The sequence below is a fragment of the Marinobacter sediminum genome (assembly GCF_016820575.1).
Lineage (GTDB): Bacteria > Pseudomonadota > Gammaproteobacteria > Pseudomonadales > Oleiphilaceae > Marinobacter > Marinobacter sediminum.
The window spans coordinates 267,213-289,987 of the sequence record NZ_JAEMQH010000001.1; the positions used below are offsets into that span (position 1 = coordinate 267,213).

Genomic DNA, 22,775 nt, shown 5'->3' on the forward strand with positions numbered 1-22,775 from the left:
TCTATTCGTCTACTCCTATGAGAGGAGCATGCTCGCCGTGTCGTTGGGCGCGCCATTCCCGGAATTGCTCCAGCCAGGACAGCAGCGCCGGAATCACCAGCAGCACCAGCAGTGTCGACAGCCCAAGCCCGAACGCGATTGAAGTCGCCATGGGTATCAGGAACTGCGCCTGCAGCGAGGTTTCGAACAACAGCGGCAACAGGCCACCGATCGTGGTCAGCGAGGTCAGCAGCACCGCCCGCACCCGCTGAACCGCAGCCTCGTTCAGGGCTTCAGTGATGTCGAGGCCCTTTTTTCGCTGCTGGTTATAGAAAGCTACGAGGATGATGGCGTTATTGACCACTATTCCGGACAAACCAAACAACCCGAACAGGGACAGGATGGTGAGCTGGAGCCCCATCAGCCAATGCCCGATAAGGGCTCCGACCAAGGCAAAGGGAATGATCGCCATGACAATTACCGGCAGACTCCAGGACGCAAACACCCAGACCAGCACCACGTACATCAGGCCGAGGCCGATGATCAGACCGGTCTGCATGTCGGCCAAAGTTTCGCGCTGGTCGGCGGCGCGGCCTTCAAAGCTGTAGCGCACGTTATAGCGACTGGCGATTTCCGGCAGGGCTTCGGCCTGCAGGCTGTCGAGAATCTGGTCCGTGGTGCTGACCTGGGTATTGAGCCCGGAGGTCACCTCTACCGACAGCTTGCCATCCGCGTGGCGGAGCGCTTCAAAGCCCTGCCGGTGGTCCAGGTTCATGACCTGGCTGAGTGGCACGAAGCGGCCATCCGGCACTCTGACCGTCATCTGCGACAAGGTGGAGAGTCGCTCGCGCTGATCCTGGGGCAGCTGCACCCGCACTTCCACTTCGTCCCGTCCATCCTGGTAGATCTGGGCAATACGGCCATCAAAGGCAGCCCGCAGTTGTCGGCCCAGATCGGAGGTAGTCAGGCCGAGGGCCTCGCCGTAGGCGCTCACCTGGTAGATCAGCTGCTCCCGCCCCCAGGGCATGTCGTCTTCCACGTCGAGCACGCCCGGCAGGGTCGACAGCGCCTGGGACAGGGCTTCGGCGGCGGCTTTCAGGGATTCGGCATCGTCGCCGGTCAGGCGCACGTTTACATCCCGGCCCGGCGGTCCGGCTTGCCGCTCGGAGATGCTCAGGTTTTCCAGCCCCGCGGGCAGCGCCAGGCGGCTGCGCCACTCGTTAATGAACTCGGGATTGCGAACCGAGCGCCGGTCTGAGGGTGCCAGTTCGATGAACATGGCTCCGAGCTCTTCACCGGTACGTGACCGGCCTCCAGACCCCAGGGTTGCGCCCTCGCGGGTAATGGCATGACGGATCAGGTCGCCGCCGAGGGCTTCCTCGGTTTCGTTCAGGCTTCTTCGCATATCCTCCAGAAACCGGTCCACCGTGCGCTCATCGGTGCCGGCCACAAAGCTGGCATTGGCGTAGAAAATCGAGGGCTCGGGCGTGGGGAAAAAGTTGAAGCCGAGCCGGCCACCGGCCAGCAAACCAACGGTAAGCAGGGCCAATGCAACCGCGCTAGCCAGGGTCACGCCCCGGTACTTCAGGCTAAGCAGGGAAAACCGACGAAACCGGCCTTCGCGGAACTGATCAAATTTCTTCTCAAAACCGGTTCGCAAACGTGCAATCGGGTTACGGCTGGTGGGAGCCGATTGTTTTTCGCCACCGGAACGTCCACGGGGCACGAAGGCGTGACGTAGGTGCGCGGGCAGCACAATAAAGCACTCCAGAAGCGAAGCCACCAGCACACAGATCATCACCGTGGGAATGTCACCGAGAATATTGCCGATGACACCGCCGACCACCAGCAGCGGCATGAACGCCGCGACTGTGGTCAGGGACGAGGCCAATACCGGCCACACCATGCGCTTGGCGGCGCCTTCGGAAGCGTATATGGACTCCTCGCCCATACGCGCATGGGCATCGGCGTCCTCGCCGACAACAATGGCATCGTCAACGATCACCCCCAGGGCCATGATCAAGGCAAACAGCGAAATCATATTGATGGAGCCACCAATGCCCCAAAGCACCGCCATGGATGCCAGGAAAGCGGTGGGTATGCCGATCGCCACCCAGACCGCCACGCGGCCCGGCAGGAACAGATACAACAGACAGACCACCAGCACCAGGCCGCCCAGGCCATTGGTAACCAGCAGGGAAATACGGTCGTTCAACAGCTGCCAGGACTGGTCGTACACTTCCAGGGTCAGGGAGGGCGGCAGCGTCGGCCGGGTTTTTTCCAGCCAGTCATCCAATACCTGGGCGGACTCCAGGGAATCGCCATTTTCGGCGCGCTGAAGCACTAGCTCCGCCGCTGGGAAACCGTTGCGACTCAGGGTCACCTGATTATCCCGGGCTTCCTGCCGGATGATGGCAATATCCCCCAGCCTGAGCTGAATCCGCTCACCACTGAGTACCGTGACGTCCTCGAACGCCTGGGCGGACCGGCGCTGCTCCACCGCCCGCAACTCCCGAGTGGCATCTTGCTGCGCCATCATGCCAGCGGGCAGATCCCGGGAAATGGAGGCCACCCGGTCGGCAATCTGTTCCAGGGACAGCCCCAGTGTTTCCAGGCGTTCAACCGGCACATCGATGCTGATCTGCTGCTCCGGCAAACCGGAGATTTCGACCCGGTCAATGCCCTGCTCCAGCAGTTCATCCTCGAACCGGTAACTCAAAGACCGCAATTCGCTGCGATCCATATCGCCGTAGACCAGCAATCGCGCCACTGGCTCATAGCGCTCGATCCGGGTGACCTGAGGCTCTTCCGCATCCGCCGGCAGGTTGGTGAATTCGTCCACCTGCTGATTGACGTCGTCCAGCGCCTGCATGGGGTCGGTGCCCTCATGGAACTCGAGGGTGATGGAGGACACGCTCTGGGCCGACGTTGAGGTCATCTTCTTAAGGCCGTCGATGCTGCGCAGCCGTTGCTCCAGAGGGTCGGTAACACCCTGCTCGACATCCTCAGCCGAGGCGCCGCTCCAGACCACCCGGACACTGACATAGTCGAGGGCGAAGGTGGGGAAAAACTGGATATTCATCCGGGTCAGCGCGAGCACGCCACCCAGCAACATCACCAGCATCACCAGATTGGCGGCAACCCGGTGATGCACAAAAAAACCGATCACCCCCCGGCGGCCTCTCATTCAGCAGCCTCCACGCCCTTCTCTTTCGACGGTGCAGGGTCCACCTGCTCAACTTTCAACCCGGTCATGGCGTTGGGCAAGTGAGTGGTAATCAGCTTTGCACCCGGCTTGAGTTCTTCACCCGCCACCAGGAGCCGGCGTTCGCCGTTGTTCGCCATGGCCTCGCCTATGCGCTCGATCCGAACCCGCTCCATACGCTGGTCCTGATTCATCAGATAAACGGCGTTGGCGCCATAAAGCGCGCTGAAAGGGATGGCAACGGTATCCGCGCGTTCCGGCCGCTGCAGGTTAACCGGCAGCAACTCACCGGGGCGCAAGCCGCCACCCTTGCCAACCAGGGCCAAAATGGCTTCGGTGCCGGCGGCATCGGCAGTGCCGGCAAACCGGACCAGTTCAAATCGGTGCTCGCCGCCCTCACTGGAGGCCATCAGCGTTTCTCCCCGGGCCAGGGCGTCGAGCAGCTCCGCCCGGAACAACGCCGGCACCCGCGCCCGCAGCTCGAGGTTCTTGGCTGGATACAGGGACAGCAGAGGTTCGTTGCGGGCCACCAGATCCCCGGGTGCCACCTGGACACCGGTGACCACGCCATCGAACGGGGCGGTAAGTCGGGCCCGCCTGGCGTCCCGTTCAATGGTCGCCAGGTTGGCTTCGGCCTGAGCCAGCTTGGCTTCCAGACTCTGCAATCGGGATGGGTGTTCGTCGATAGCCCGCTGGCGCGTGCTGACCGTCAGCTCCGCCCGGGCCAGGGCGTCGGTAGCGGCTTCCAGATTTTCCTGCGAGGCCAGATTACGGCCGACCAGAGACTTGGTGCGCTCCAGTTGCCGGGCCGCATTATCACGAATCGCACGCTCACTCTTGATCGCCGCCCTGTCATTGCGGTGCCGGATCTCTTCCGACTGAAGCTGGGCCTTGAGATCGGCCACCTGAGACTCTGCCTGGGTCAGTACCGGCCGGATATCGGCGTCATCCAGCGCCACCAGCAGATCCCCGGCCTGCACCCGCTCACCCTCCGACACCGGTCGGGCGTCAATGCGCCCGGCCAGTGTCGCGGTCACGTTCAGCTGCTCGGGCGCCACAACCTGGCCATACAGGGGCAACAACGGCGTGTGGCTTCCCGGCTCAACAACCTGGGTACTCACGCGCCAGCTGCGTTCCGTGGCGCTGACTGCGGCCGGTTCCGGGCGAGTCATCTTGAGGGCGAGAAAACCAAGGACACCAAGTGCAAGAATGATCAGGGGAAAGAGTCGTTTGGACATTACTAAACGGCCAACTAAAGTAAATTAAACCCTCCATCAGGAGAGCCATGTGAATTATTTGATCAGGTCTGGAGTACTGCACCGTTGCCGGTAGAAGATCACGCCAGCCTCGCCGAGGCAATCCTTCTCAATAGCCTGGTTGTTGCTGTGGTGGTTCTGCTCCACTACGAAGCCCTGATTCGGCTCAGCAGTTTGCTTGTTAAAATACAGCTCCGGCATAGATTCCGACTGATTGTGGCAGTTTTCGGGCTTCTCCTGGCGCACAGCCTTCAGGTTTGGGTGTTTGCCATCGCCTATTACTGGATGCACCACGCCAGTGGTTGGGGGCTGTTGGTGGGTAATTTCACCGGCAGCCTCCTGGATTGCGTCTATTTTTCCTTCAGCACCTTCACCACCGTGGGTTACGGGGACGTCGAACCAATCGGCGCTTTACGCTTTCTGACCGGCATCGAGGGCCTTACGGGGCTGGTGCTGATCAGCTGGAGCGCCTCCTTCCTGTTCGTCGAGATGCAGCGATACTGGCCAAAACGCTGACCGCCGTTACCGATAGCGTCGCTGATCCAGGGTAGTGAGCCGATCCGGATGAAAAACCATCAACCCGGTAACAAAGGCACCATTGGCAAACCCCTCGGGAATCATGAACAGCGGCAAATACCGCAGGTATTCATGCACCAGTTCAGACAAATCATAGACGCCGCTGGACCAGAGCAGCAGACACATCACAATGCCGGCCGCCGCGACCGCAACACCAGCACCAAAAAAACCACACACGAAAATATAGGCGAAAAAGTTCTTAAAATTTTTGTGACGCTCCCAAAGCATGATGCCATGACTGACTAAAGCTGGAATCATGACGGTAATCAAGCCGTTGGCGGCAAACATCAGCAAGGGTTCGCGTCCGGTGATCACGGTAATGACCAGCGCCAGCAGGCCGGCCAGAACCGCCAGTGCCCAACCCAACATCAGCGTGATCACCGTAATACCGAACACATGAATGGACAGGCCGGGAGACAGCCCCGCCCGCAACTGCCAGAGAAAGCCCAGCACCAGGGCGGCACCGAAGAACGTGTGCTGCAGGGTGTTATCCCGGCGCACAGCCTGCCAGTCGATGATGCGCACCGCCCGCACCAGGATCAGCAGAAACAGCACCAGGGTGATGAGCCACTGGGTGGTCGAAAGCAGGTTTTCGGTCATACCCATAGTGCGCGTGCCGTTGTCTGAACGCCGAAAGAAAAAATGCCATAGTACCGGTCGGCCCCACCCATTGGGCAAGTGTGCTGACGGTCAGACGATAATACGCTGCGCTACCGACTGCCCGATCAGTCGCTGCCAGGCTTCATAGGTGCTGAGAAAAACCTCGCCACTCAAATTGGCCAGCAGATCCGTATCCCTGAGACGGTCCATCACCGGTCCTTTCACCTCCGACAGGTGCAGCGCGACGCCGGCATTTCGCAGGCGGTCGTTGATGGCTTCCAGGCTCTCCAGCGCCGACGCATCGATGAGATTCACTGCCGGGCAGACCAGCACCAGATGCTTCAACGCTGGCTCGCCGGCCACCAGATCCATCACCCGCTCCTCCAGGAACCGGGCATTGGCAAAATACAGGCTTTCATCCACCCGAAGAAAGGTCACCTTGGGACAAAGTTCAACATCGTGGCGCAGCACGTTTCGAAAGTGTTCAGTCCCGGGCACCCGACCAACAACAGCGCTGTGAGGCCGGCTGGTGCGGTAGAGAAACAGGCCGATGGACAATCCCACGCCAGCCAGGATGCCGGCCTCAACGCTGTGCACAAGGGTCAGCAGGATGGTGGCCAGCATGGCGCCAAAATCGGACCTGGAATAGCGCCAGGTGCGCGCCAGCGCAGGCAGATCAATCAGGGTGGCAACCGCCACCATGATGGTTGCTGCCAGCGTCGCCTGGGGCAGGTAGGCTATGGCCGGGGTCAGGTACAGGGTGGCCAAGGCAATTCCTACCGCCGTGAAGGCACCAGCCGCGGGGGTTTCTGCGCCGGCGTCGAAGTTCACCACCGACCGCGAGAAGCCCCCGGTTACCGGCATGCCGCCGGACAGGCCGGCGCTGACGTTGGCTGCGCCCAGCCCGATCAGTTCCTGATCCGGGTCGATACGCTGGCGACGCTTTGCGCCCAGGGTCTGCCCCACCGACACCGACTCCACAAAACCCACCACACTGATCAGCAGGGCGCTCACGGCCAGCTGCTGCCATAGCCCCCAGTCGAGGCTGGGCAAAGCCAGGGAGGGCAAGCCCGCCGGCACTTGGCCAACCAGCTTCACACCCTGGGCACCGAGATCCAGCTGCCAGGCCAGCAACGTGGTTACCAGCACCGCCAGAATTGGCGCGGTCTTGGTCAGAATTTCTGCCAACCGGGGTGCCAGCCCGACGGCGCGCAACAGCGGATTCAGGCGCTTGCGCGCAACCAGCAAAAACAGCAAAGCCCCGCCGCCAACGACGACCGTCGCCCCGTTGATCTGGTCAATGGAACCCGCCAGGGAAGTCACGATTTCGAGCAGACTATGACCAGACGCCTCAACCCCCAGAATGTGCTTTAGCTGACTCGCCGCAATGACAATGCCGGAAGCGGTGATGAAGCCGGAGATCACCGGGTGACTCAGGAAATTGGCCATAAAGCCCAGCCGAAGCAACCCCATGGCCATGAGCATTAGCCCGGACAGCGTTGCCAGCACCACGGCGCCAACGAGATACTCCGATGTTCCAGCCTGGGCCAGAGGGGCGAGCGCAGCCGCCGTCATCAGCGATGCCACCGCCACCGGCCCCACCGAGAGCGTGCGACTGGTGCCGAACACCGCATACACCACCAAGGGCAGGATACTGGCATACAGCCCCACCTGAGCCGGCAACCCCGCGAGCAACGCGTAAGCCAGCGATTGGGGAATCAGCATCACGGTGACAATGACTGCTGCCACCAGATCACTGGAGGCCTGACTTCGGCCATAGCCGGGCAGCCAGTCCAGAAGGGGCAAGTAGCGTTTGACGTTCATTGCCGCCTCAGAACCGGTTAATAGGCACTTTCAAATAAATCTGACCATTGTCCTCTGCCGGCGGAAACTGCCCGGCACGCATGTTGACCTGCACCGCCGGCAGTATCAGTCTCGGCATGCCGAGGGTGGCGTCGCGCTCGGTGCGAAGAGTGACAAACTCGTCCTCAGACATGCCATCGTGCACGTGAATGTTGTTGTTGCGTTGTTCCGCCACGGTGGTCATCGGGGCGTAGTCATCCCGGCCCGGGGCCTTGTAGTCGTGACACAGAAACAAGCGGGTCTCCGGCGGCAGTGCCAGCACTTTCTGAATGGAGCGGTACAGGGTTCGGGCGTCGCCGCCGGGAAAATCACACCGGGCAGTACCGTAGTCCGGCATGAACAGGGTATCGCCAACGAAGGCCGCGTCACCGATGACGTAGGTAAGGCACGCGGGCGTGTGACCGGGCGTGTGCAGAACCCGGGCCTCCAGCCCGCCAATCCGGAAGCGGTCGCCTTCCTGGAAAAGCCGGTCGAACTGACTGCCATCCCGGGCGAAGTCGCCGCCCGCGTTAAAAACCTCGCCAAAGATTTCCTGGACATCGCGAATGTGCAGGCCGATACCGGTCTTGCCGCCCAGTTGTTTTTTCAGGTGCGGCGCAGCCGACAGATGGTCGGCATGGACGTGGGTTTCCAGCACCCACTCCACCGTTAGATCATTGCGTTGTACGTAAGCCACGATGTCATTGGCGGAGTCCACAGCGGTGCGACCGGCGGCGTAATCGAAGTCCAGCACCGAATCCAGGATCGCACAGGCCTGGCTGTCCGGATCCCGAACCACGTAGCTGAACGTGTTGGTGGCTTCGTCGAAAAACGGCTGGACGATGGGATTACTCATGATGCTCACCTTTGCCTAAATGCGCTTTGGGTTATAAGCATATACCATTACGCGATATAAGGTGAAATGTGGTTCCTCACAGACCGAGCGGGCCCGAAATGTCGAAGGCACAATCCCGCCCGGACTGCTTGGCAAGGTACAGGCGATGATCGGCCCGGCCGATCACCGCGTCGACCGAAATCATGCGATCGTCCCGCTCCCGGACCGAGGCAACCCCGGCGCTTACCGTCACTGGAATTGCCCGCCCCTCGAAGACAAAGCTGCCATTTCGCACCGCCGCCAGAATCCGGCCAATCATCTGCTTGACGGCCGACTGTTCGGTGCCTGGGAACACCACCATGAATTCCTCGCCGCCGAACCGTGCGACCACATCGGTGGCACGGATCAGATCCTCCAGAATGTCAGCAAACCGGCGCAGGACAAAGTCACCACCGAGATGACCAACAGAATCATTGATCTGCTTGAAATGGTCGATATCCAGCATGGCGATGGTGAAATTCTCATCGTAGCGCTCAGCCCGCTCCACCAGCTCACTGAGCCGCGGCATCAGGTAACGGCGATTGTGCAGTCCGGTCATCGGATCCCGGATCGACTGGCTCAGTAACTGCTCCTCAAGCAGGTTTCGCTCCAGGGCACCGGACAGCATGCTGGAAACGATAACCAACAGGTCGTGCAGGTCCCGACGCCACTCCCGCGGCGCCAGGGAATCAAGGCCAAGAAAACCGACCACATCACCCTTTGCCCGCACCGGAACACAAAACACTGATGCCGCATCGGAGAATGTGGATTCCGACTGAGTGTGAATCACGGCAATGTCCGGTGGCGTGTCGGACACATCTTCAACATGGGCAACCTGATTACTTTGCACCATCTCCAACAGCTGTTTACGCCAGCACTGGTAAGAATCTACGGACACGGTCTGGTCCTCATCAACCAGCGACGGCACGCCGTCCCGACACCATTGATGGGTTTTGGTGATGGCGGTGTAATCCTCATTAAAGGCGTAGAGATAAGCCCGATCCATGGAAAAGAACTCACCCACGCTCTTGAGCAGCTCATCGATGCACTCATCAATGGTGCCAAAACCCAGATTGATGAACTCGGTCGACAAGCGAGCCACCAAGCGCTGGAACCCGGCCTGAAACGAATACTCCGACTCACTGGCGCGCAGCTCCTGCTCCAGCACCTTGTAGTGCTGAATATTGTGGAACTGGCCGTACCAGAGCGTGCTGCCATCAGGTTGACGTTCCGGCCGGGACAAGGCCTCAAACCATTGGTAACCGGTGCCGTTCATTTTCATGCGGGCCCTGTATTGCCAGGGCATCAGGGCATGGGCCGATTCCCGGATGCTCTCCTCCAGATCATCGGTATCGTCATGATGGAGGATCGCGAACAGGGGGTCAGCTGTTTCCGCGAGCTCCTCGGGGTCAAGACCGAATTGCGGCCGGATCTGTTCGCTGATGTAAGGAAAACAATGAGATTCTCCATCGGCGCTGAGCCAATAGGCGAACAGAATGCCCGGGGCCGCCGACACCAGCTTGTGGAAAAAGTCTGCAGACGGAGCAAGCCCCGTCCGTTGAGAGCCCTTTGTCGCCATTACGAGCACTTTTCCGGATTGAAGGCTTCGCGCCTTCTTCGATCCAAGTGTAGTTCACGCCAAAGGGCGCGGCGAGCCACACCCGGCAACGGATCAAAGCTGCTCAAGAAGGCGCCTGGCCTGCTCCCTACGCCCGGCATCCGCAAGTTCCCGCCCAACCCGGGGCGGAGCTTCCAGAGTTTTTCTCAGATAAGCGGCCGAGACCGGCATGACGAACATCCCCGCAAACAGCAACACAATCCATTTCATGACAGCACCCCCGTATTCAGAAAACGTCGGATAACAGGCAGTTGTTTCAACATGGCCTTATCCACGATGCGCGGCAGAATTCCGTTGATCACCACAAACAGCTTCTCCGGCCAGCCAAGAAAGCGCCGCCTCTCGTCTCGTTCCATGGCCCTGAGAATCTGGCCGGCGACCGCATCCGGGGCGTCCATGGTGTTGCCCAATGCCCGGTTTAGTTCGTTCACCGCTTCCGGATTCATAGCGGTCGCGGTCGCACGCGGGGCCACATAGATCACCTGCACCGGCGTATCCGCCAGCTCTCGGCGCAAGGCTTCGGAAAAACCCCGCAGACCGAATTTGGTGGCGCAATAAGTGGTATACCCGGGGAAACCAATGCTGCCAAAGGTAGAACCCACAAACACCAGGGCGCCATAGCCCGCCTTCTCGAAGCGCGGAGAAAAGTGCCGCGCCACCAGCATGGCACTGCGAAGATTAACCATCAGCTGGTCATCAATGGCGCTCACGGGCTGATTACCCAGACTGGCGAAGACGTTCTGGCCGGCACAGTGAATGACCCCATCGATATCCGGGTAGGCGTCACTCAGGCGCTCCAACTGTTGTTCCAGATCCAGTGCCGCCAGATCCAGTTGTACAGAGGAGACTCCGCTCACCGGAATCAGCCCCTCGGGCTGGCGGGATGCGACGACCACTCGGGCCCCGGAGTGGCTCAGTGATTCGACCAGTGCCTTGCCGATACCCCCGGTGCCGCCCAACAAAAGAAATGTACGATCATGCAGCCTCATGCTGAGCCTCCTTGCGACTGACCTGCACCGGAATGCTGTGCAACATATCGCCATAAAGCTGGTAAACCATCTGGGCTGATTCAATGATGGCCTGCTGGTCGTCGACATCGGTCATGTCGTTCATCAGGTTTCGGAAGAACTCAAAGTGCTCCTGATCCAGGGCACCGTGGGAATACAGGTAACTGAAGGCCTGGTCCGGCAAGCCCAACTGTTTCTGAATCTGTTCACCCAGAGGCGTCGCCAGTTCGATGGACGTGCCCTCAAGAACCTGCACCATGCCGAAGAAAGCCGCCGGATTGCCGCGGTTGATCCGGTCGTACAGATAGGCAACCATCAGTTCAATGGAGGTGTCCGGCTTACCCTGCCGGATCGCTTCCTTGTCCGCGCCGCAGGCTTCGAGATCGTTCAGAATCCATTCGTGGTGGCCGTATTCCTCATCGATGTATTCCACCAACGCCTTGCGCACGAATTCGAGGCGCTCCGGTAGTCTTCCGCCACAGGCCATCATCAGGGGCACCGTGTGTTTGACATGGTGATAGGCCTGGGTGAGGAACCAGGTATAGCCCTCAAGCTCAAAGCGCCCCTCCTGAATGGCCCGGATCACCGGGGCATCCGTTACGTGCGCGCGGGCTTGTGCAGTCTCTTGCTGTAATCTGTCAAAAAATGCCATGTGAGATTCTCCTGGCTACGTCGTCGGGGACGTTGTCATATCAGTGGGGTGGGTGTCGGCCAGCAACGCTGGCAAATCGGATTGAATCTGATCCCGGACCGGGCGCCCATTTGCGGTGATGTGGCCCTTCGTCTGGCTAAGCAATTGCCGGCAGATATACACGGTCGCAAGCCGGGCGTAGTCGGGCAGCCGATGGTTCAGTTCACTCAGCGCTTCGGAAATCTGCTCTGGCGACTGGCCACCGGTGACTGTAATCAGGGCTCGCAGCTGCGGCTCGCCGTCACCAAACACCACTGCCTGGCGTGCACCGGCCGCCTGAATTAGCTCGCTTTCCAGCCATTCCGGGCTGACGTTGCGGCCGAAGCTGGTTATCAGCAGGTTCTTGGAACGGCCATCTACCCGGAGAAACCCGTCGTCATCGAGTTCGCCCAGATCGCCTGTGTCGAGAATGCCATCGGCCAACGCCTCATCACCGAGATAGCCCAAGTGGGTGTTGCCACGAATGCGAATTTGCCGGTCGCCATCCAGCTCAAGCTGAACGTGGCCCAACGGTCGACCCACCGTGCCCGGACGATCCTGCCCCGGCACATTCAGTGCCACTACCGAACCGCACTCTGACAGGCCATAACCTTCATAGAGGGGAAAACCTGCCGCACGGCCCCGTAGCAGAAGGTCCGGCGACACCTTGCCGCCGCCCACGGCGAGAAAACGAAACAGGCCGGGCTCGAGGCTGCCCCGCTCGGCCGCGTCTACCAGCAAACTGGCCAGTTCCGGCACCAAAATGACCGAATCTGGCCTAATCCGGTTCAGGCCGGCAATCAGTTCGGGTGCATCCAGCCCGCTGCTGCCGGTCATGCCGAGTCTGCCCAGCGGAGCCAGTTCGACGGTGGCGCCCATCAGCAGCGGCAGATAGACACCCGCGATGTTCTCCAGCAGGGTGGCCAGCGGCAGGATGCACAGATGATGTCGGAGTTCGACTCGCTGCAGGCGCTCGCGCAGTGCCAGCGTGGTCGCCGCCATCTGCTCGGCCGACAGACACACGCCCCTGGGCGTACCCGTACTGCCGGAGGTAAAAGTGATCTTGGCGGTGCGCTCGGGCATTCGGGCTGACGCCGCCGTCACCGGCAGTTTTTCCAGCCAGACGCCATGCCCCAGCCTCTCGCGACCCTCGGCCGAGTCAGCCCATAACAAGCCATCCAGCCCGGCACGGGCAATCAGGTGATCGGTCTGGCTCGGGGAGAAAAATACCGGCACCGGGACGCAGACCACGCCGGCGATCAGGCAGGCCAAGTCGCCAATCACCCAGGCGGCGGTGTTGTCACCACCAAGGCCGAGGCGTTCAACTCCCTGTTCCCTGAGCCGATCAGCCACGTCGGTTGCAGCGTCGTGCAATGCCCGAAAACCAAGCACGCCATTGGGTGATCTCAGGGCAAGCCGATCTGGCGTGCGTTCGACTTGGGCAACCAGCAATTCAGGCAGTGTGGCCATACCGACCTCCCACCTTCGAAGCTGACGCTTCGTCGGTCACCGGGTAGGTGACCTTCAGCAGACCCACCGACCTCAGGGCTGTAAGTGCCTCGGAGACGCTGACGCTCATCACCACCGGTTGATGGTCGTAATAATGCCCCCAGCCCGCACCGCCATCTGCAAGACACGCGGGGTTCGCCTCGGCGATCACGTGGGTGGCAATGCCCAGCCGGCGAAAGCTGTTACGCAATTGCTCGGTACCGGTAAAGACCACCCACCGGTACCCAGCGTTATTCAGCCAAACCGCCAGAGCGGCAAAAAGATAGCGGCTGACACCGGCTTCAACGCCGGCAAGGTGGGCAATCTCGGCAATGGCCTGACGACCGATGCCGGCTATCGGTATTCGGTTCTCCACCGGCTCGTCGAGGTAGTCTTCCAGAAACAAGGACTCACGGGCGGCGCTGCGCACCCCAACCGCCGCCAGCAGGGATCCCTGCGCGCTGGTTAGCACCAGCAGATCGGGAATCCTCAACACTGGCTGGGCACCATAGGCAAGATGGAATCGGCGACGGATGAATTGGCCAACCGAGGCCGCCATCTCCGTGTCAGCTTGCACCTGGCACAACCAGCGACCGGCACATCGAATAACGGGGATCACCTCTTCCGCATCCGGGGAACAACAGGTCGACATCATTAACGGGTCTGACATCAGTACTCTCCAAGACACGCTTAGCGAAGCCCCAAATCAGAGGCGCTGTAACATGTCTGCGAGATTACCCGGGCATGCTTAACCAAGGCTTAACCTCAGCACAGCGTTTTCTTAAGCCGGCCTTAAGGTTTCTGTGCCAGACTTGAGTCGTTTTAATAGTCGGGGTCCGACATGCGAATTCTGCTTGTAGAAGACGATCACCCTCTCGCAAACACCATGCTCGAGATGCTGAGGGAAGATCAGAATACGGTTGACTGGCTGGACGATGGCCAGCAGGCACTTAATGCGCTACTGGAGGAAACCTTTGATCTGGTCATCCTGGATCTGACCTTACCCCGTGTAGACGGCCTAGACATTGTCCGGCGCATTCGGAAACGGGGCATTCAAACACCGGTGATCATTCTGACGGCGCGCACCGAGCTCGATGAAAAACTGCAGGGGCTGGATTCCGGTGCCGACGACTACCTCACCAAACCCTTTGCCATGGCAGAGCTCAAGGCACGGATCCGTGCGGTCAGCCGTCGAGGGACAGCGACAGTCCAAAATGGACTCGTGGTGGGAGAACTGGTTTTGCAGCCGGATTCCGGGCAGCTGACAGTCGGCGAAAAACATTACACCTTGCCCCGGAGCGAGTTTCAGATTTTGCACTTTTTGATGCGACACCCAGACCAGGTTGCGACCCGTCGACGACTGGAAGACCAGCTCTATGGCTGGGAGCATGGTGTTGAAAGCAACGCGCTCGAGGTTCACATGCATCACCTCAGACGCCGGGTTGGCAAAGCCACCATACGCACGGTCCGGGGTGTGGGTTACTTGCTAGACAGCCAAGCAGCCGGGCAAGGAGACAGTCAGTGAGCCTTACCCGTACGCTGACCGTTCTGGTCGCCACTACGGTATTACTCATCACCCTGATCACCGCGGGCTGGGGCTTTTACGTCAGCAATCATCAGCTTGAAGAGCTGTTTGATGCCGAGCTGGCACAGAGTACCCGCATTGTGCAGGGGTTGGTTCAGCACCTGTCTGATACTCAGTCACAGGAGCAACTCGCCACCGTTCTGCGCAAGACCCTGGAACTTCCAGAAGGTGCTCTCTCCGAAACCGATGACGAGGAAATCCTGCCCGATGGTACCGGGCACAAATACGAGAAGAAGATCGCCTTCGAAGTCTGGTCACCGGACCGGGAACCGCTGCTCAACACCTTGCGAGCCGATGACAGGCTGGGCTTGCAACCGGGCTTTGCCTGGACGGAAGTCAGCGGCTTTCTCTGGCGTACCTTCACGCTCAGGGATCCAGCCACCGGATTCTGGATTCGCACCGCGCAACGGGAGGATGTGCGCGAGGAGCTTAGCGGCGAGTTAGCCTTGGGCAACGTCCTGCCCATGGTGCTGGCTCTGCCATTACTGGTTATTGCCGTAATTGTTGCCGTGCAAGTCGGCTTCAGGCCACTGCGACGCTTGGAAAAACCCGTGCGTTTCATGGAACCGGAGCGGATTCATCCCTTGGACGAACAACAGGCCCCGAAAGAAGTGGCCGGCCTTGTGAACGCCGTCAACGGTCTGCTACGACGACTGAACCAGGCGCTGGAACGGGAGCGCCGGTTTTCTGCCGATGCCGCCCACGAACTGCGCACCCCGCTGGCCGCCCTAAGGCTTAATCTTGAGAAATTGAGTGGTAAACACCCGAAGGATTTCCAGGGCCTGACTGAATCCGTCGATCGCATGGTGCATTTGGTGGAGCAGATGTTGCTGTTGAGTCGCGTTGATGCAGCGACCAGCCTCGAAGCCGAGCCTGGGAATTTGTCAGCCCTGGTGGAACAGAGCATTGCTGATGTCGCACCGCTGGCGTTAAGGAAAAAGATTGAACCGATTCTGGAAGACGACGTTGGCGAAGCCATCATTTATTGCCACAGCGCTCTGATCAACACCCTGATGCGCTCCTTACTGGCGAACGCTATCCAATACAGCCCTGAACACACCTTCTTGCTGACCCGTCTGGTGTCGTCCGGTGAGGGCTACCAGGTCGTAGTCTGCGACCAGGGCCCTGGCATTGCGCCGGAAGAGCGTGACCGTGCCCTTAGCCGTTTCGTTCGCCTGGATCAGCGCCTCGGCGGCGGTGCCGGCCTCGGGCTTGCCATTGCGCGCCGGATTGCCGAACTTCATGGCGGCCAGCTCACACTGAATGATCGACCCGATGGCCAACCCGGGCTCTGCGTCAACATCTGGTTACCTGCCCGGCTGGTTCAGCGCAAAAGGGCAATTTAAGGTTGCGTTAAGGTTCGACCCCGATACTCCTATCCAAGAGCTGCGGGCTAAACAGCCCGCCCTGTCAGTTCGTTCGAAATTGGAGAAGGGAATTATGAGCCAGGACAAATCACTATCGTTGGTAATTCCCGCCAAGGATGAGCAAGACAACATTGCCAGCCTGATCACCGAAATCTTCGCGGTTATGCGAGATTACCCTCACTTTGAAGTGGTGCTGGTGGACGATGGCAGCAGCGATCAGACCCTGGATACCGCCGTTCGCACGGCCCAGTTGTTGAACGGTCGGCTGGTCGGAATTCGCCATGAGCGGAGCGTTGGCCAGAGCGGAGCCCTGGCAACCGGCATCCGACGGGCCCGCGGCACCCTGATCGCGACCATGGATGGCGACGGACAGAACGATCCGTCGGACATTCCCGCCCTGCTACAGAAAGCCGCAGCCATCAAGGCGGCCGACTTCTGTATCGCAGGCTACCGCAAAAACCGCAAGGACACCGCCTGGAAGCGTTTTCAGTCACGGCTGGCCAACCGGGTTCGCAACGCCCTGCTGCACGACGGCGTACCCGACACTGGCTGTGGGCTTAAGCTGTTTCCTCGGGCAACCTTCCTGAAACTGCCCTGGTTCAACCACGGCCACCGGTTTATTCCAGCCCTGGTACAAGGATTGGGTGGTGACATCGCGGTGGTGGAAGTGAATCACCGCCAGCGCGGCGGTGGAACGTCAAAATACACGGCCTGGAACCGGGCCTGGGCGGGGATTCTCGACCTTTTCGGTGTCATGTGGCTGTTACACCGGACCCGGCCTTCTGTCATTGCCAGCAGTATTGAGTCGGAGCCCCGCACGCCAATGGCGAAGGCATCCTGATATGCAAAATTGGGTACGTTGGCTGGTGTTTGCTATCCTGGCGACAGCCAGCTTTGTTTCGATCCAGCAGGGCTGGCTGGATTTCATTTCGGACAAGAACCTCGTCGCCAACTATATCCACAGCCATGGCGTGCCGGGGCTGATCGGGGTTGCCCTGGCCGGCGCCCTGTTCACCGGTGTCGGCGCACCCCGGCAGTTGCTGGCGTTTGTCCTGGGTTTCGCCCTGGGCGGCATCCATGGCACCTTACTCTCAACCCTGGCCGCGGCCGTGGGTGCCAGCGGTTGCTTTTTCACCGCTCGCTGGCTGCTGCGGACATCTTTGGCCCAGCGATTCGGCCAGCGGATGCGTCAGTTTGAGGACCTGTTCCACCAACAAACCCTGCTAAAAGTCCTGATGATTCGGTTACTGCCTGTTGGCAGTAATCTGGCAACCAATCTTGTCGCCGGCTGTTCGAACATCCGCTTCACACCATTCCTGGTGGGCAGCATGCTCGGCTACTTGCCCCAGATGCTGGTGTTTGCGCTCGCGGGTGCCGGCATTGGCAACGCCGATCACTATCAGCTCATGCTTAGCATTACCCTGTTCGTCATCGCTTCCGTTATTGGCGCATTTCTCTATCACAGCCACAGAGCAAAAATCCTCGCTACCCCAGTTTCCGGCCAGTCTTGAGATCACTCCATGCCCGCATCGCCGTATTTCCGACAGTTTCCGGACTACCTGTTTAATCTCTCGCGCAACCGGCTACTGCTCCTGCTGCTAACCTTTGCCGCCGTGATGATCGCCACCGGCATTGGCCTGCGCTCGCCCTGGCCCGCCGATGAACCCCGCTTTGCCGAGGTCGCCCGGGAAATGGTGGCCTCCGGCCAGTGGATGATCCCCATGCGTGGCGGCGAGTTCTATCCGGACAAACCCCCGGTGTTCATGTGGAGCATCGCATTTTTCTACTGGCTCACCGGCAACCTGAAAGTCGCCTTTCTGCTGCCCAATGCCCTGTGCAGCCTGTTAACCGTTGGCCTGGTTTACGATCTGGGCACCCGCCTGTGGAACCAGCGCACCGGCGCCATTGCGGTGATGCTGCTGATGCTGGCGCCGCAATTCCTGGTCCAGGCCCAGAAGGCCCAGATCGATGCCATGGTCGCCTGCTGGATCACCGTTGCCTGCTACGGCCTGATCCGGCATTTTTTCACCGGCCCCGCCTGGGGCTGGTACTTTGTTGCCTGGGCATTTATGGGGTTAGGGATTATCACCAAGGGCGTCGGTTTTCTGCCCGCCTTGATGATGCTGCCACTACTGGCACTCCACGTCCGGGATCCGAACCGTTTTCAAGGAGCCATGACCTGGCGTTGCGCCCTGGGGCCCGTCGCCATGTTCGCCGTTGTAGCTACCTGGCTGGTACCCATGGTGCTGTATGTGAATGGTCTGGGCACCGAAGAAGCGCTGGCCTATAAGAACAACATCCTGTTCAAGCAGACCGGGGAGCGCTACGTCGATTCCTGGGGCCATCTTCAGCCTTGGTATTACTACCTCACCAGCGTCATTCCCGCGCTCTGGTTCCCATTGCCACTGATTCTGCTGGCGCTTTTGCAGCCGCTGGTAGACGCCATCCGGCATCGCCCGGTGGTGCTGGTCCAGTTGGCGTGGGTGGCGCTGGTGATCCTGTTCTTCAGCATCAGTCCGGGCAAACGGGGGGTGTATCTGCTGCCAGCACTGCCCATGTTCGCCCTGGCACTGGCGCCGGCGCTGAGCACGCACCGCCCGGCCCGATGGTTCCCACCTATACTGACGGGCTCGCATGTGCTGATTGCGGCGGCGCTGGTCACCCTGGGCGTATTGGCCTGGAACGACCATCCAAAGCTGGTCGAAAAGGTCAGCGACTACAGCCGTGATCCCGCCCGGTTACACGAGGCCGGCAGCCTAGTGCTCACTATGGGCCTGGTGTGGCTGGCTAGTCTGATCGGCTTCTGGCGTTCCCGCCCCCTGGGGCGCCTATTCCTGGCCATGATGGTGAGCTGGCTGCTGCTGTCTACCTGGGGCTATCGAATTCTGGAACCCCTGCGCACGCCCCGGAATATTCTGGCGGCCGCCGAACAGCAACTGCCCCCTGGCGCCCAGCTCGGCATGATCAACTTTAGCGAACAATTTATCCTGTTTTCCAAGCTGGATTTCGTTCACTTCAGCTACTTCTCTGGATTAGAGGAAGAAGAGCGCAACGCTTGGTATTGGATGGAAGGCGGCGATAGACGCTACGTCCTGGCAGAAGAAGGGCTGAGCCTCACCTGTTTCACCTACGACGGTGCTCGGGACCTGGGCGTCGCCCACCGTGAGCGCTGGCGGTTACTGGGCCCGGATCAAAGGCGTCCAAACTGTGCCCCACCGGCAAAGGTGCGTCAGTTCACCACCCAAACGCCTGGCTCATGGCTGGAATGAAAAGGTCCACCGAGCCTGAAACCGCATCCGCCTATATTAGCCGAAGAAAAGACTAGCTCTCGACCGTGTAAGAAAGGATTCGCGACAGGTGACTGTAGGGCAGCCCAGTCTCCTTATGCCATTCGTTAAACGCCTCCTGAGCCTGGGTCAGTGCCTTTTTGCTGCCGGGCGTGGCGTCCAGCAGCTCTTCCCGTCGCAGGCCGGCAAGTACATCCCGGGACAGAATAAAGCCGTCCCAACCGACGTTGCGCAGAAAGTACTGAGCGGTCGCGCCTCCCAGCCGGGCACCATTGCGCTTGAGCCACAGCAGCAAGCCGACTTGATCCTCTGATGGCCATTGGCTAAGAAAGGCACCAAAGCTGCCGTGCTCCCGGGCAGCATCGACGATCATGCGGGCATTGTCCGGAACGGTGCGGATTTTCTGCATGTTGCGAACGATTCGCTCATCCTGGGCCAGGTCCTCCAGCACCTCTGGCGGCACCTGTTGCCAGTAGATCGGTACAAATCCGTCGAAGGCTGCCTCAAAATCGGGCCATTTCCGGTTGATCACCCGCCAGACAAAACCGGCTTTGAAGATGCATCGGGTTATCTCCGACAGGTACCGGTCGTCGCCCAGCGCCTCCAATTGCCCTGGCTCAGCCAGGGGCGGCAGGAGGGCCTGCAACGCTTTTTCACCGCCCTTACGGTCCGCGGCCTGCTGATAAATTCTGGCAAAGCTCATTGCGTGCCTCCAAATACGATCTTGAAAGGTCCGGCTAATTACCTGGCCGGTACAAACACGGGCGCGCCGTCAGCCTCTACCGTCACCAGTTTCTGACCGTACAGCTGTTCCAGGGCCGCTGGAACCAGCATGCTCTGCGACGGCCCCCAGCAGGCCTCGCCGCCGGGGTATAGCAGCAACAGATGATCACACCAGCGTGCGGCCAGATTGAGGTCGTGCAGGCACATGAATATGGTGTGGCCGGCAGCAGCCTGCCCGGTCAGCAGGCCCATGGTCGCAACCTGGTGGTGCAGGTCCAGATGGTTGGTGGGTTCGTCCAGCAGCCAGAGTCCGGGTGCCTGGGTCATCAGGGTAGCAATGGCGACGCGCTGGCGCTCACCACCGGACAGTGTGTGTACCAGCCGATCCCGGAGATGGATCACGTCGAGGGCTTCGAGCGCCTGCTCGGCCAAGTCCACATCAGCTTGGGTTTCCATCTGCCAGGGCATCATCCAGGGGTGGCGGCCAATCAGGGCCGTTTCCAGGACCGTGGCCGGGAAACCATCCTGACGATCCTGAAACACCAGGCCAAGATGCCGCGCCAGCTGCTTGCGTTTCATCCTGGTCACTGGCTGTTCATCCAGCAATACCTGGCCGTCCCTGGGTTGGCGCAGGCCGGCCAGCGTGTGCAGCAAGGTTGTCTTGCCAACACCGTTAGGCCCAAGCACACCCCATACCTGCCCCGGCTCCACACTCAGGTTCAGCGGCTGACCCGATGGGCGGTCGGGAATGTCGATGATCAGTTCGCTGGTGGTCAGGTCTGTCATGGGTCATCGGCTCCGATACAACAGGTACAGGAACGTGGGCACCCCCACCAGCGCCGTGATCACACCCACCGGCAATTGTTCCGGCGCAATCACCACCCGGGCCAGGGCATCGGCGAGCACCAGCAGGCCACCACCGGCCAGCGCGCAGGCCGGCAGGATCAACCGTTGATCGTTGCCCAGCACCAACCTGAGCATGTGCGGCACCACCAGGCCAACAAAGCCAACGCTTCCGGCCATGGTTACGGCTGTCGCCGTGAGAATGCTCGCCAGTAGATAGATCAACCACTCCAAAGGCCGCACCGACACGCCCAGGGCGGCAGCCTGCATTGGTCCCCGAGCCAGCACGTTCAGCGAACGCCCCAGAGGAAACACCAGCAGGCAGACCAACACCAGAATGATCAACGCCGGCGCAGGAGTACCAGCGTGAGACAAATCACCCATCAGCCAATACAGCATGCCCGGCAACCGGCTCGCCGGTGTCATCGCAAGAATCAGGGTAATCAGGGCGCCCCAGCCGGAGGCCACTACAACCCCGGTGAGCAAGAGTCTGGAGGGCGTCCAGCTGCCCGTGCCGTGAGCTAATCCAAACACCAGCAGGGTGGCCAGCATGGCACCGGCGAATGCCGAGCCGGAAACTACAATTCCGGCGACACCCGCCAGCATGGCCAGCAAGGCACCGACCGCGGCACCGCCGGACAGCCCGAGCACGTAGGGATCTGCCAGGGGATTGCGCAACAACACCTGCATCAGGGCGCCGGCCACGGCGAGCAAGCCGCCGGTCGCAAATGCACTGAGGGTGCGCGGCAAACGCAAGTCCAGGATCAGGGTCTGTTGCAGTTCGGTGCCGCCGCCGGTCAGCACCGCCAGAGTCTGGCCCAGCTCCATGGCACTGGAGCCGATACTCACGGAGATCACCATCGCCACAACACTAATCAGGGCGAGCACGATCAGCGGGCGCAGAGTGCTAGAGAGTGGCACGGGCGCGCTCCAGGGTTTGGCACAGGTGTCGAGTGCCATCCAGCATGCGAAAAGTTGGCCGCGCCAGCAGTGACGGCGGCTCAACAAACAAATTCTCGCTCTTCACCGCCGCCAACTCCGGAAACTGCTGCCAGCGAGCCAGCCCCGACAGATCACTGCTGTCCTGGCCCGAAGTCACAATGGCGTCTGGGTTGGCCATCACTACGGCCTCGGCACTGACTCTGGGTACCAGTCGGGGCAAATCGGCAAACACATTCACACCGCCACACAGGGTTATGGCTTTGCTGATCAGCTCTTCGTGGTTCACCGTCATGAGCGGCTGATCCCAGACCTGGAAGAACACCCGGATTGGACGGGCATCGGCATACTCCGCCTGAAGTTCCGACAGCCCTTTGCGAAAATTGGCCGCACGCTGCCGGCCCAACTCCAGTTGCCCGGTGAGCTGGGCCAGCTGCTCAACCGCCTGTGCGATGTCTTCAAAACGACGGGGAGCCAGCCAGAATACGTTGATGCCGATGGCGCTCAGTTTCTCCAGCTGGGCCCTGGAATTCCCATCGATCCAGGCCACCACCAGATCCGGCTGCAACGCGACGATCGCTTCCAGATCCAGCCGATTGCTGTCGCCAACTTGAGGCAGGGTAGCTGCCTCGGGCGGGTAGTCGCTCCAGGCACTGACCGCCACCACCCGGTCACCAGCGCCGGCACTGAACAACAATTCGGTGGCGCCGGGAGACAACGACACCACCCGTTCAGCCGGACTGGCCAGGCACAGCTGACGATCCTGCGCGTCGTCAACGCAGGCCTCAGGCTGAGACCAGACCCGGCCCGCCAGCAGCATCAGCGTCATAAGCAAGGCGGCCGCCAGCATCGCTCTGGTGCCACGACCCAACGCTATCTGCCGATATTCCGGAGTCTCCATGCTGGCTCCCGCCGC

At 60.5% G+C, this 22,775-nt stretch carries 21 protein-coding genes; 6 read left to right on the forward strand and 15 right to left on the reverse strand.

Annotated elements, in window-relative coordinates; all coding sequences use genetic code 11:
- Position 1 precedes the first annotated feature (1 nt).
- Together FGO67_RS01260 and FGO67_RS01265 are read right to left on the reverse strand one after the other, a co-directional pair.
- Positions 2–3,166: an efflux RND transporter permease subunit gene (locus tag FGO67_RS01260; RefSeq protein ID WP_203298931.1), complete on the reverse strand. Its 3,165-nt coding sequence runs from the start codon at positions 3,164–3,166 to the stop codon at positions 2–4.
- Positions 3,163–4,422 carry an efflux RND transporter periplasmic adaptor subunit gene (locus tag FGO67_RS01265; RefSeq protein ID WP_203298932.1) on the reverse strand — a complete coding sequence of 420 codons (1,260 nt, stop codon included), beginning with the start codon at positions 4,420–4,422 and terminating at the stop codon, positions 3,163–3,165. The genes FGO67_RS01260 and FGO67_RS01265 overlap by 4 nt, the downstream gene beginning before the upstream one ends.
- An 84-nt stretch (positions 4,423–4,506) precedes the next feature.
- On the opposite strand from FGO67_RS01265, the gene FGO67_RS01270 reads away from it, so the two are divergent.
- Entirely contained in the window at positions 4,507–4,956 is a 450-nt protein-coding gene (locus FGO67_RS01270) for a potassium channel family protein (RefSeq protein ID WP_203298933.1), read from the forward strand.
- A 6-nt stretch (positions 4,957–4,962) separates the two neighbouring features.
- Here FGO67_RS01270 and FGO67_RS01275 read toward each other — a convergent pair whose 3' ends face one another.
- The 9 genes from FGO67_RS01275 to FGO67_RS01310 all read right to left on the reverse strand — a co-directional run bounded on the left by FGO67_RS01275 (position 4,963) and on the right by FGO67_RS01310 (position 13,785).
- Complete coding sequence (locus FGO67_RS01275; RefSeq protein ID WP_203298934.1) at positions 4,963–5,622, reverse strand: energy-coupling factor ABC transporter permease; 660 nt, start codon at positions 5,620–5,622, stop codon at positions 4,963–4,965.
- A gap of 84 nt (positions 5,623–5,706) precedes the next feature.
- Positions 5,707–7,440, reverse strand: a complete 1,734-nt coding sequence (locus FGO67_RS01280; RefSeq protein ID WP_203298935.1) for a SulP family inorganic anion transporter — start codon at positions 7,438–7,440, stop codon at positions 5,707–5,709.
- A gap of 7 nt (positions 7,441–7,447) precedes the next feature.
- Positions 7,448–8,314, reverse strand: a complete 867-nt coding sequence (locus tag FGO67_RS01285; protein WP_203298936.1) for an MBL fold metallo-hydrolase — start codon at positions 8,312–8,314, stop codon at positions 7,448–7,450.
- Positions 8,315–8,390: 76 nt separating this feature from the next.
- Positions 8,391–9,911: a GGDEF domain-containing protein gene (locus FGO67_RS01290; RefSeq protein WP_203298937.1), complete on the reverse strand. Its 1,521-nt coding sequence runs from the start codon at positions 9,909–9,911 to the stop codon at positions 8,391–8,393.
- A 93-nt stretch (positions 9,912–10,004) separates the two neighbouring features.
- On the reverse strand, positions 10,005–10,160 hold the full coding sequence (locus FGO67_RS01295; protein ID WP_203298938.1) for a hypothetical protein: 156 nt from the start codon (positions 10,158–10,160) through the stop codon (positions 10,005–10,007).
- Positions 10,157–10,939 (reverse strand): SDR family oxidoreductase, encoded by a 783-nt coding sequence (locus FGO67_RS01300; RefSeq protein WP_203298939.1) that lies wholly within the window; start codon positions 10,937–10,939, stop codon positions 10,157–10,159. Before FGO67_RS01300 ends, FGO67_RS01295 begins: the two co-directional genes overlap by 4 nt.
- Positions 10,926–11,609: an iron-containing redox enzyme family protein gene (locus tag FGO67_RS17010; RefSeq protein ID WP_238942127.1), complete on the reverse strand. Its 684-nt coding sequence runs from the start codon at positions 11,607–11,609 to the stop codon at positions 10,926–10,928. The genes FGO67_RS01300 and FGO67_RS17010 overlap by 14 nt, the downstream gene beginning before the upstream one ends.
- Positions 11,610–11,624: 15 nt before the next feature.
- On the reverse strand, positions 11,625–13,097 hold the full coding sequence (locus FGO67_RS01305) for an AMP-binding protein (protein WP_238942128.1): 1,473 nt from the start codon (positions 13,095–13,097) through the stop codon (positions 11,625–11,627).
- A complete protein-coding gene (locus tag FGO67_RS01310) occupies positions 13,081–13,785 on the reverse strand; it encodes a thermostable hemolysin (protein ID WP_238942129.1) in 705 nt (234 codons plus the stop codon). Before FGO67_RS01310 ends, FGO67_RS01305 begins: the two co-directional genes overlap by 17 nt.
- A 171-nt stretch (positions 13,786–13,956) precedes the next feature.
- On the opposite strand from FGO67_RS01310, the gene FGO67_RS01315 reads away from it, so the two are divergent.
- The 5 genes from FGO67_RS01315 to FGO67_RS01335 all read left to right on the forward strand — a co-directional run bounded on the left by FGO67_RS01315 (position 13,957) and on the right by FGO67_RS01335 (position 19,336).
- Positions 13,957–14,640, forward strand: coding sequence for a response regulator transcription factor (locus FGO67_RS01315; protein WP_203298940.1), 684 nt, complete (start codon positions 13,957–13,959; stop codon positions 14,638–14,640).
- Positions 14,637–16,046 carry an ATP-binding protein gene (locus tag FGO67_RS01320; RefSeq protein ID WP_203298941.1) on the forward strand — a complete coding sequence of 470 codons (1,410 nt, stop codon included), beginning with the start codon at positions 14,637–14,639 and terminating at the stop codon, positions 16,044–16,046. Before FGO67_RS01315 ends, FGO67_RS01320 begins: the two co-directional genes overlap by 4 nt.
- A gap of 94 nt (positions 16,047–16,140) precedes the next feature.
- Positions 16,141–16,908: a glycosyltransferase family 2 protein gene (locus FGO67_RS01325; RefSeq protein ID WP_203298942.1), complete on the forward strand. Its 768-nt coding sequence runs from the start codon at positions 16,141–16,143 to the stop codon at positions 16,906–16,908.
- A gap of 1 nt (position 16,909) precedes the next feature.
- Complete coding sequence (locus tag FGO67_RS01330; protein ID WP_203298943.1) at positions 16,910–17,578, forward strand: TVP38/TMEM64 family protein; 669 nt, start codon at positions 16,910–16,912, stop codon at positions 17,576–17,578.
- A gap of 9 nt (positions 17,579–17,587) precedes the next feature.
- A complete protein-coding gene (locus FGO67_RS01335) occupies positions 17,588–19,336 on the forward strand; it encodes an ArnT family glycosyltransferase (protein ID WP_203298944.1) in 1,749 nt (582 codons plus the stop codon).
- A gap of 52 nt (positions 19,337–19,388) precedes the next feature.
- Here the strand turns inward: FGO67_RS01335 and FGO67_RS01340 are convergent, their stop codons facing one another.
- Genes FGO67_RS01340 through FGO67_RS01355 form a run of 4 tightly spaced genes read right to left on the reverse strand, consistent with a single transcriptional unit; the run spans position 19,389 to position 22,760 of the window.
- The gene (locus FGO67_RS01340; RefSeq protein WP_203298945.1) at positions 19,389–20,057 is read right to left on the reverse strand and encodes a DNA-3-methyladenine glycosylase I; all 669 of its coding nucleotides are present in this window, start codon (positions 20,055–20,057) and stop codon (positions 19,389–19,391) included.
- A gap of 38 nt (positions 20,058–20,095) precedes the next feature.
- Entirely contained in the window at positions 20,096–20,863 is a 768-nt protein-coding gene (locus FGO67_RS01345; protein WP_203298946.1) for an ABC transporter ATP-binding protein, read from the reverse strand.
- Positions 20,864–20,866: 3 nt separating this feature from the next.
- Complete coding sequence (locus tag FGO67_RS01350) at positions 20,867–21,841, reverse strand: FecCD family ABC transporter permease (RefSeq protein ID WP_420844487.1); 975 nt, start codon at positions 21,839–21,841, stop codon at positions 20,867–20,869.
- A complete protein-coding gene (locus tag FGO67_RS01355) occupies positions 21,828–22,760 on the reverse strand; it encodes a cobalamin-binding protein (RefSeq protein ID WP_238942130.1) in 933 nt (310 codons plus the stop codon). Before FGO67_RS01355 ends, FGO67_RS01350 begins: the two co-directional genes overlap by 14 nt.
- Between the last annotated feature and the right edge of the window lie 15 nt (positions 22,761–22,775).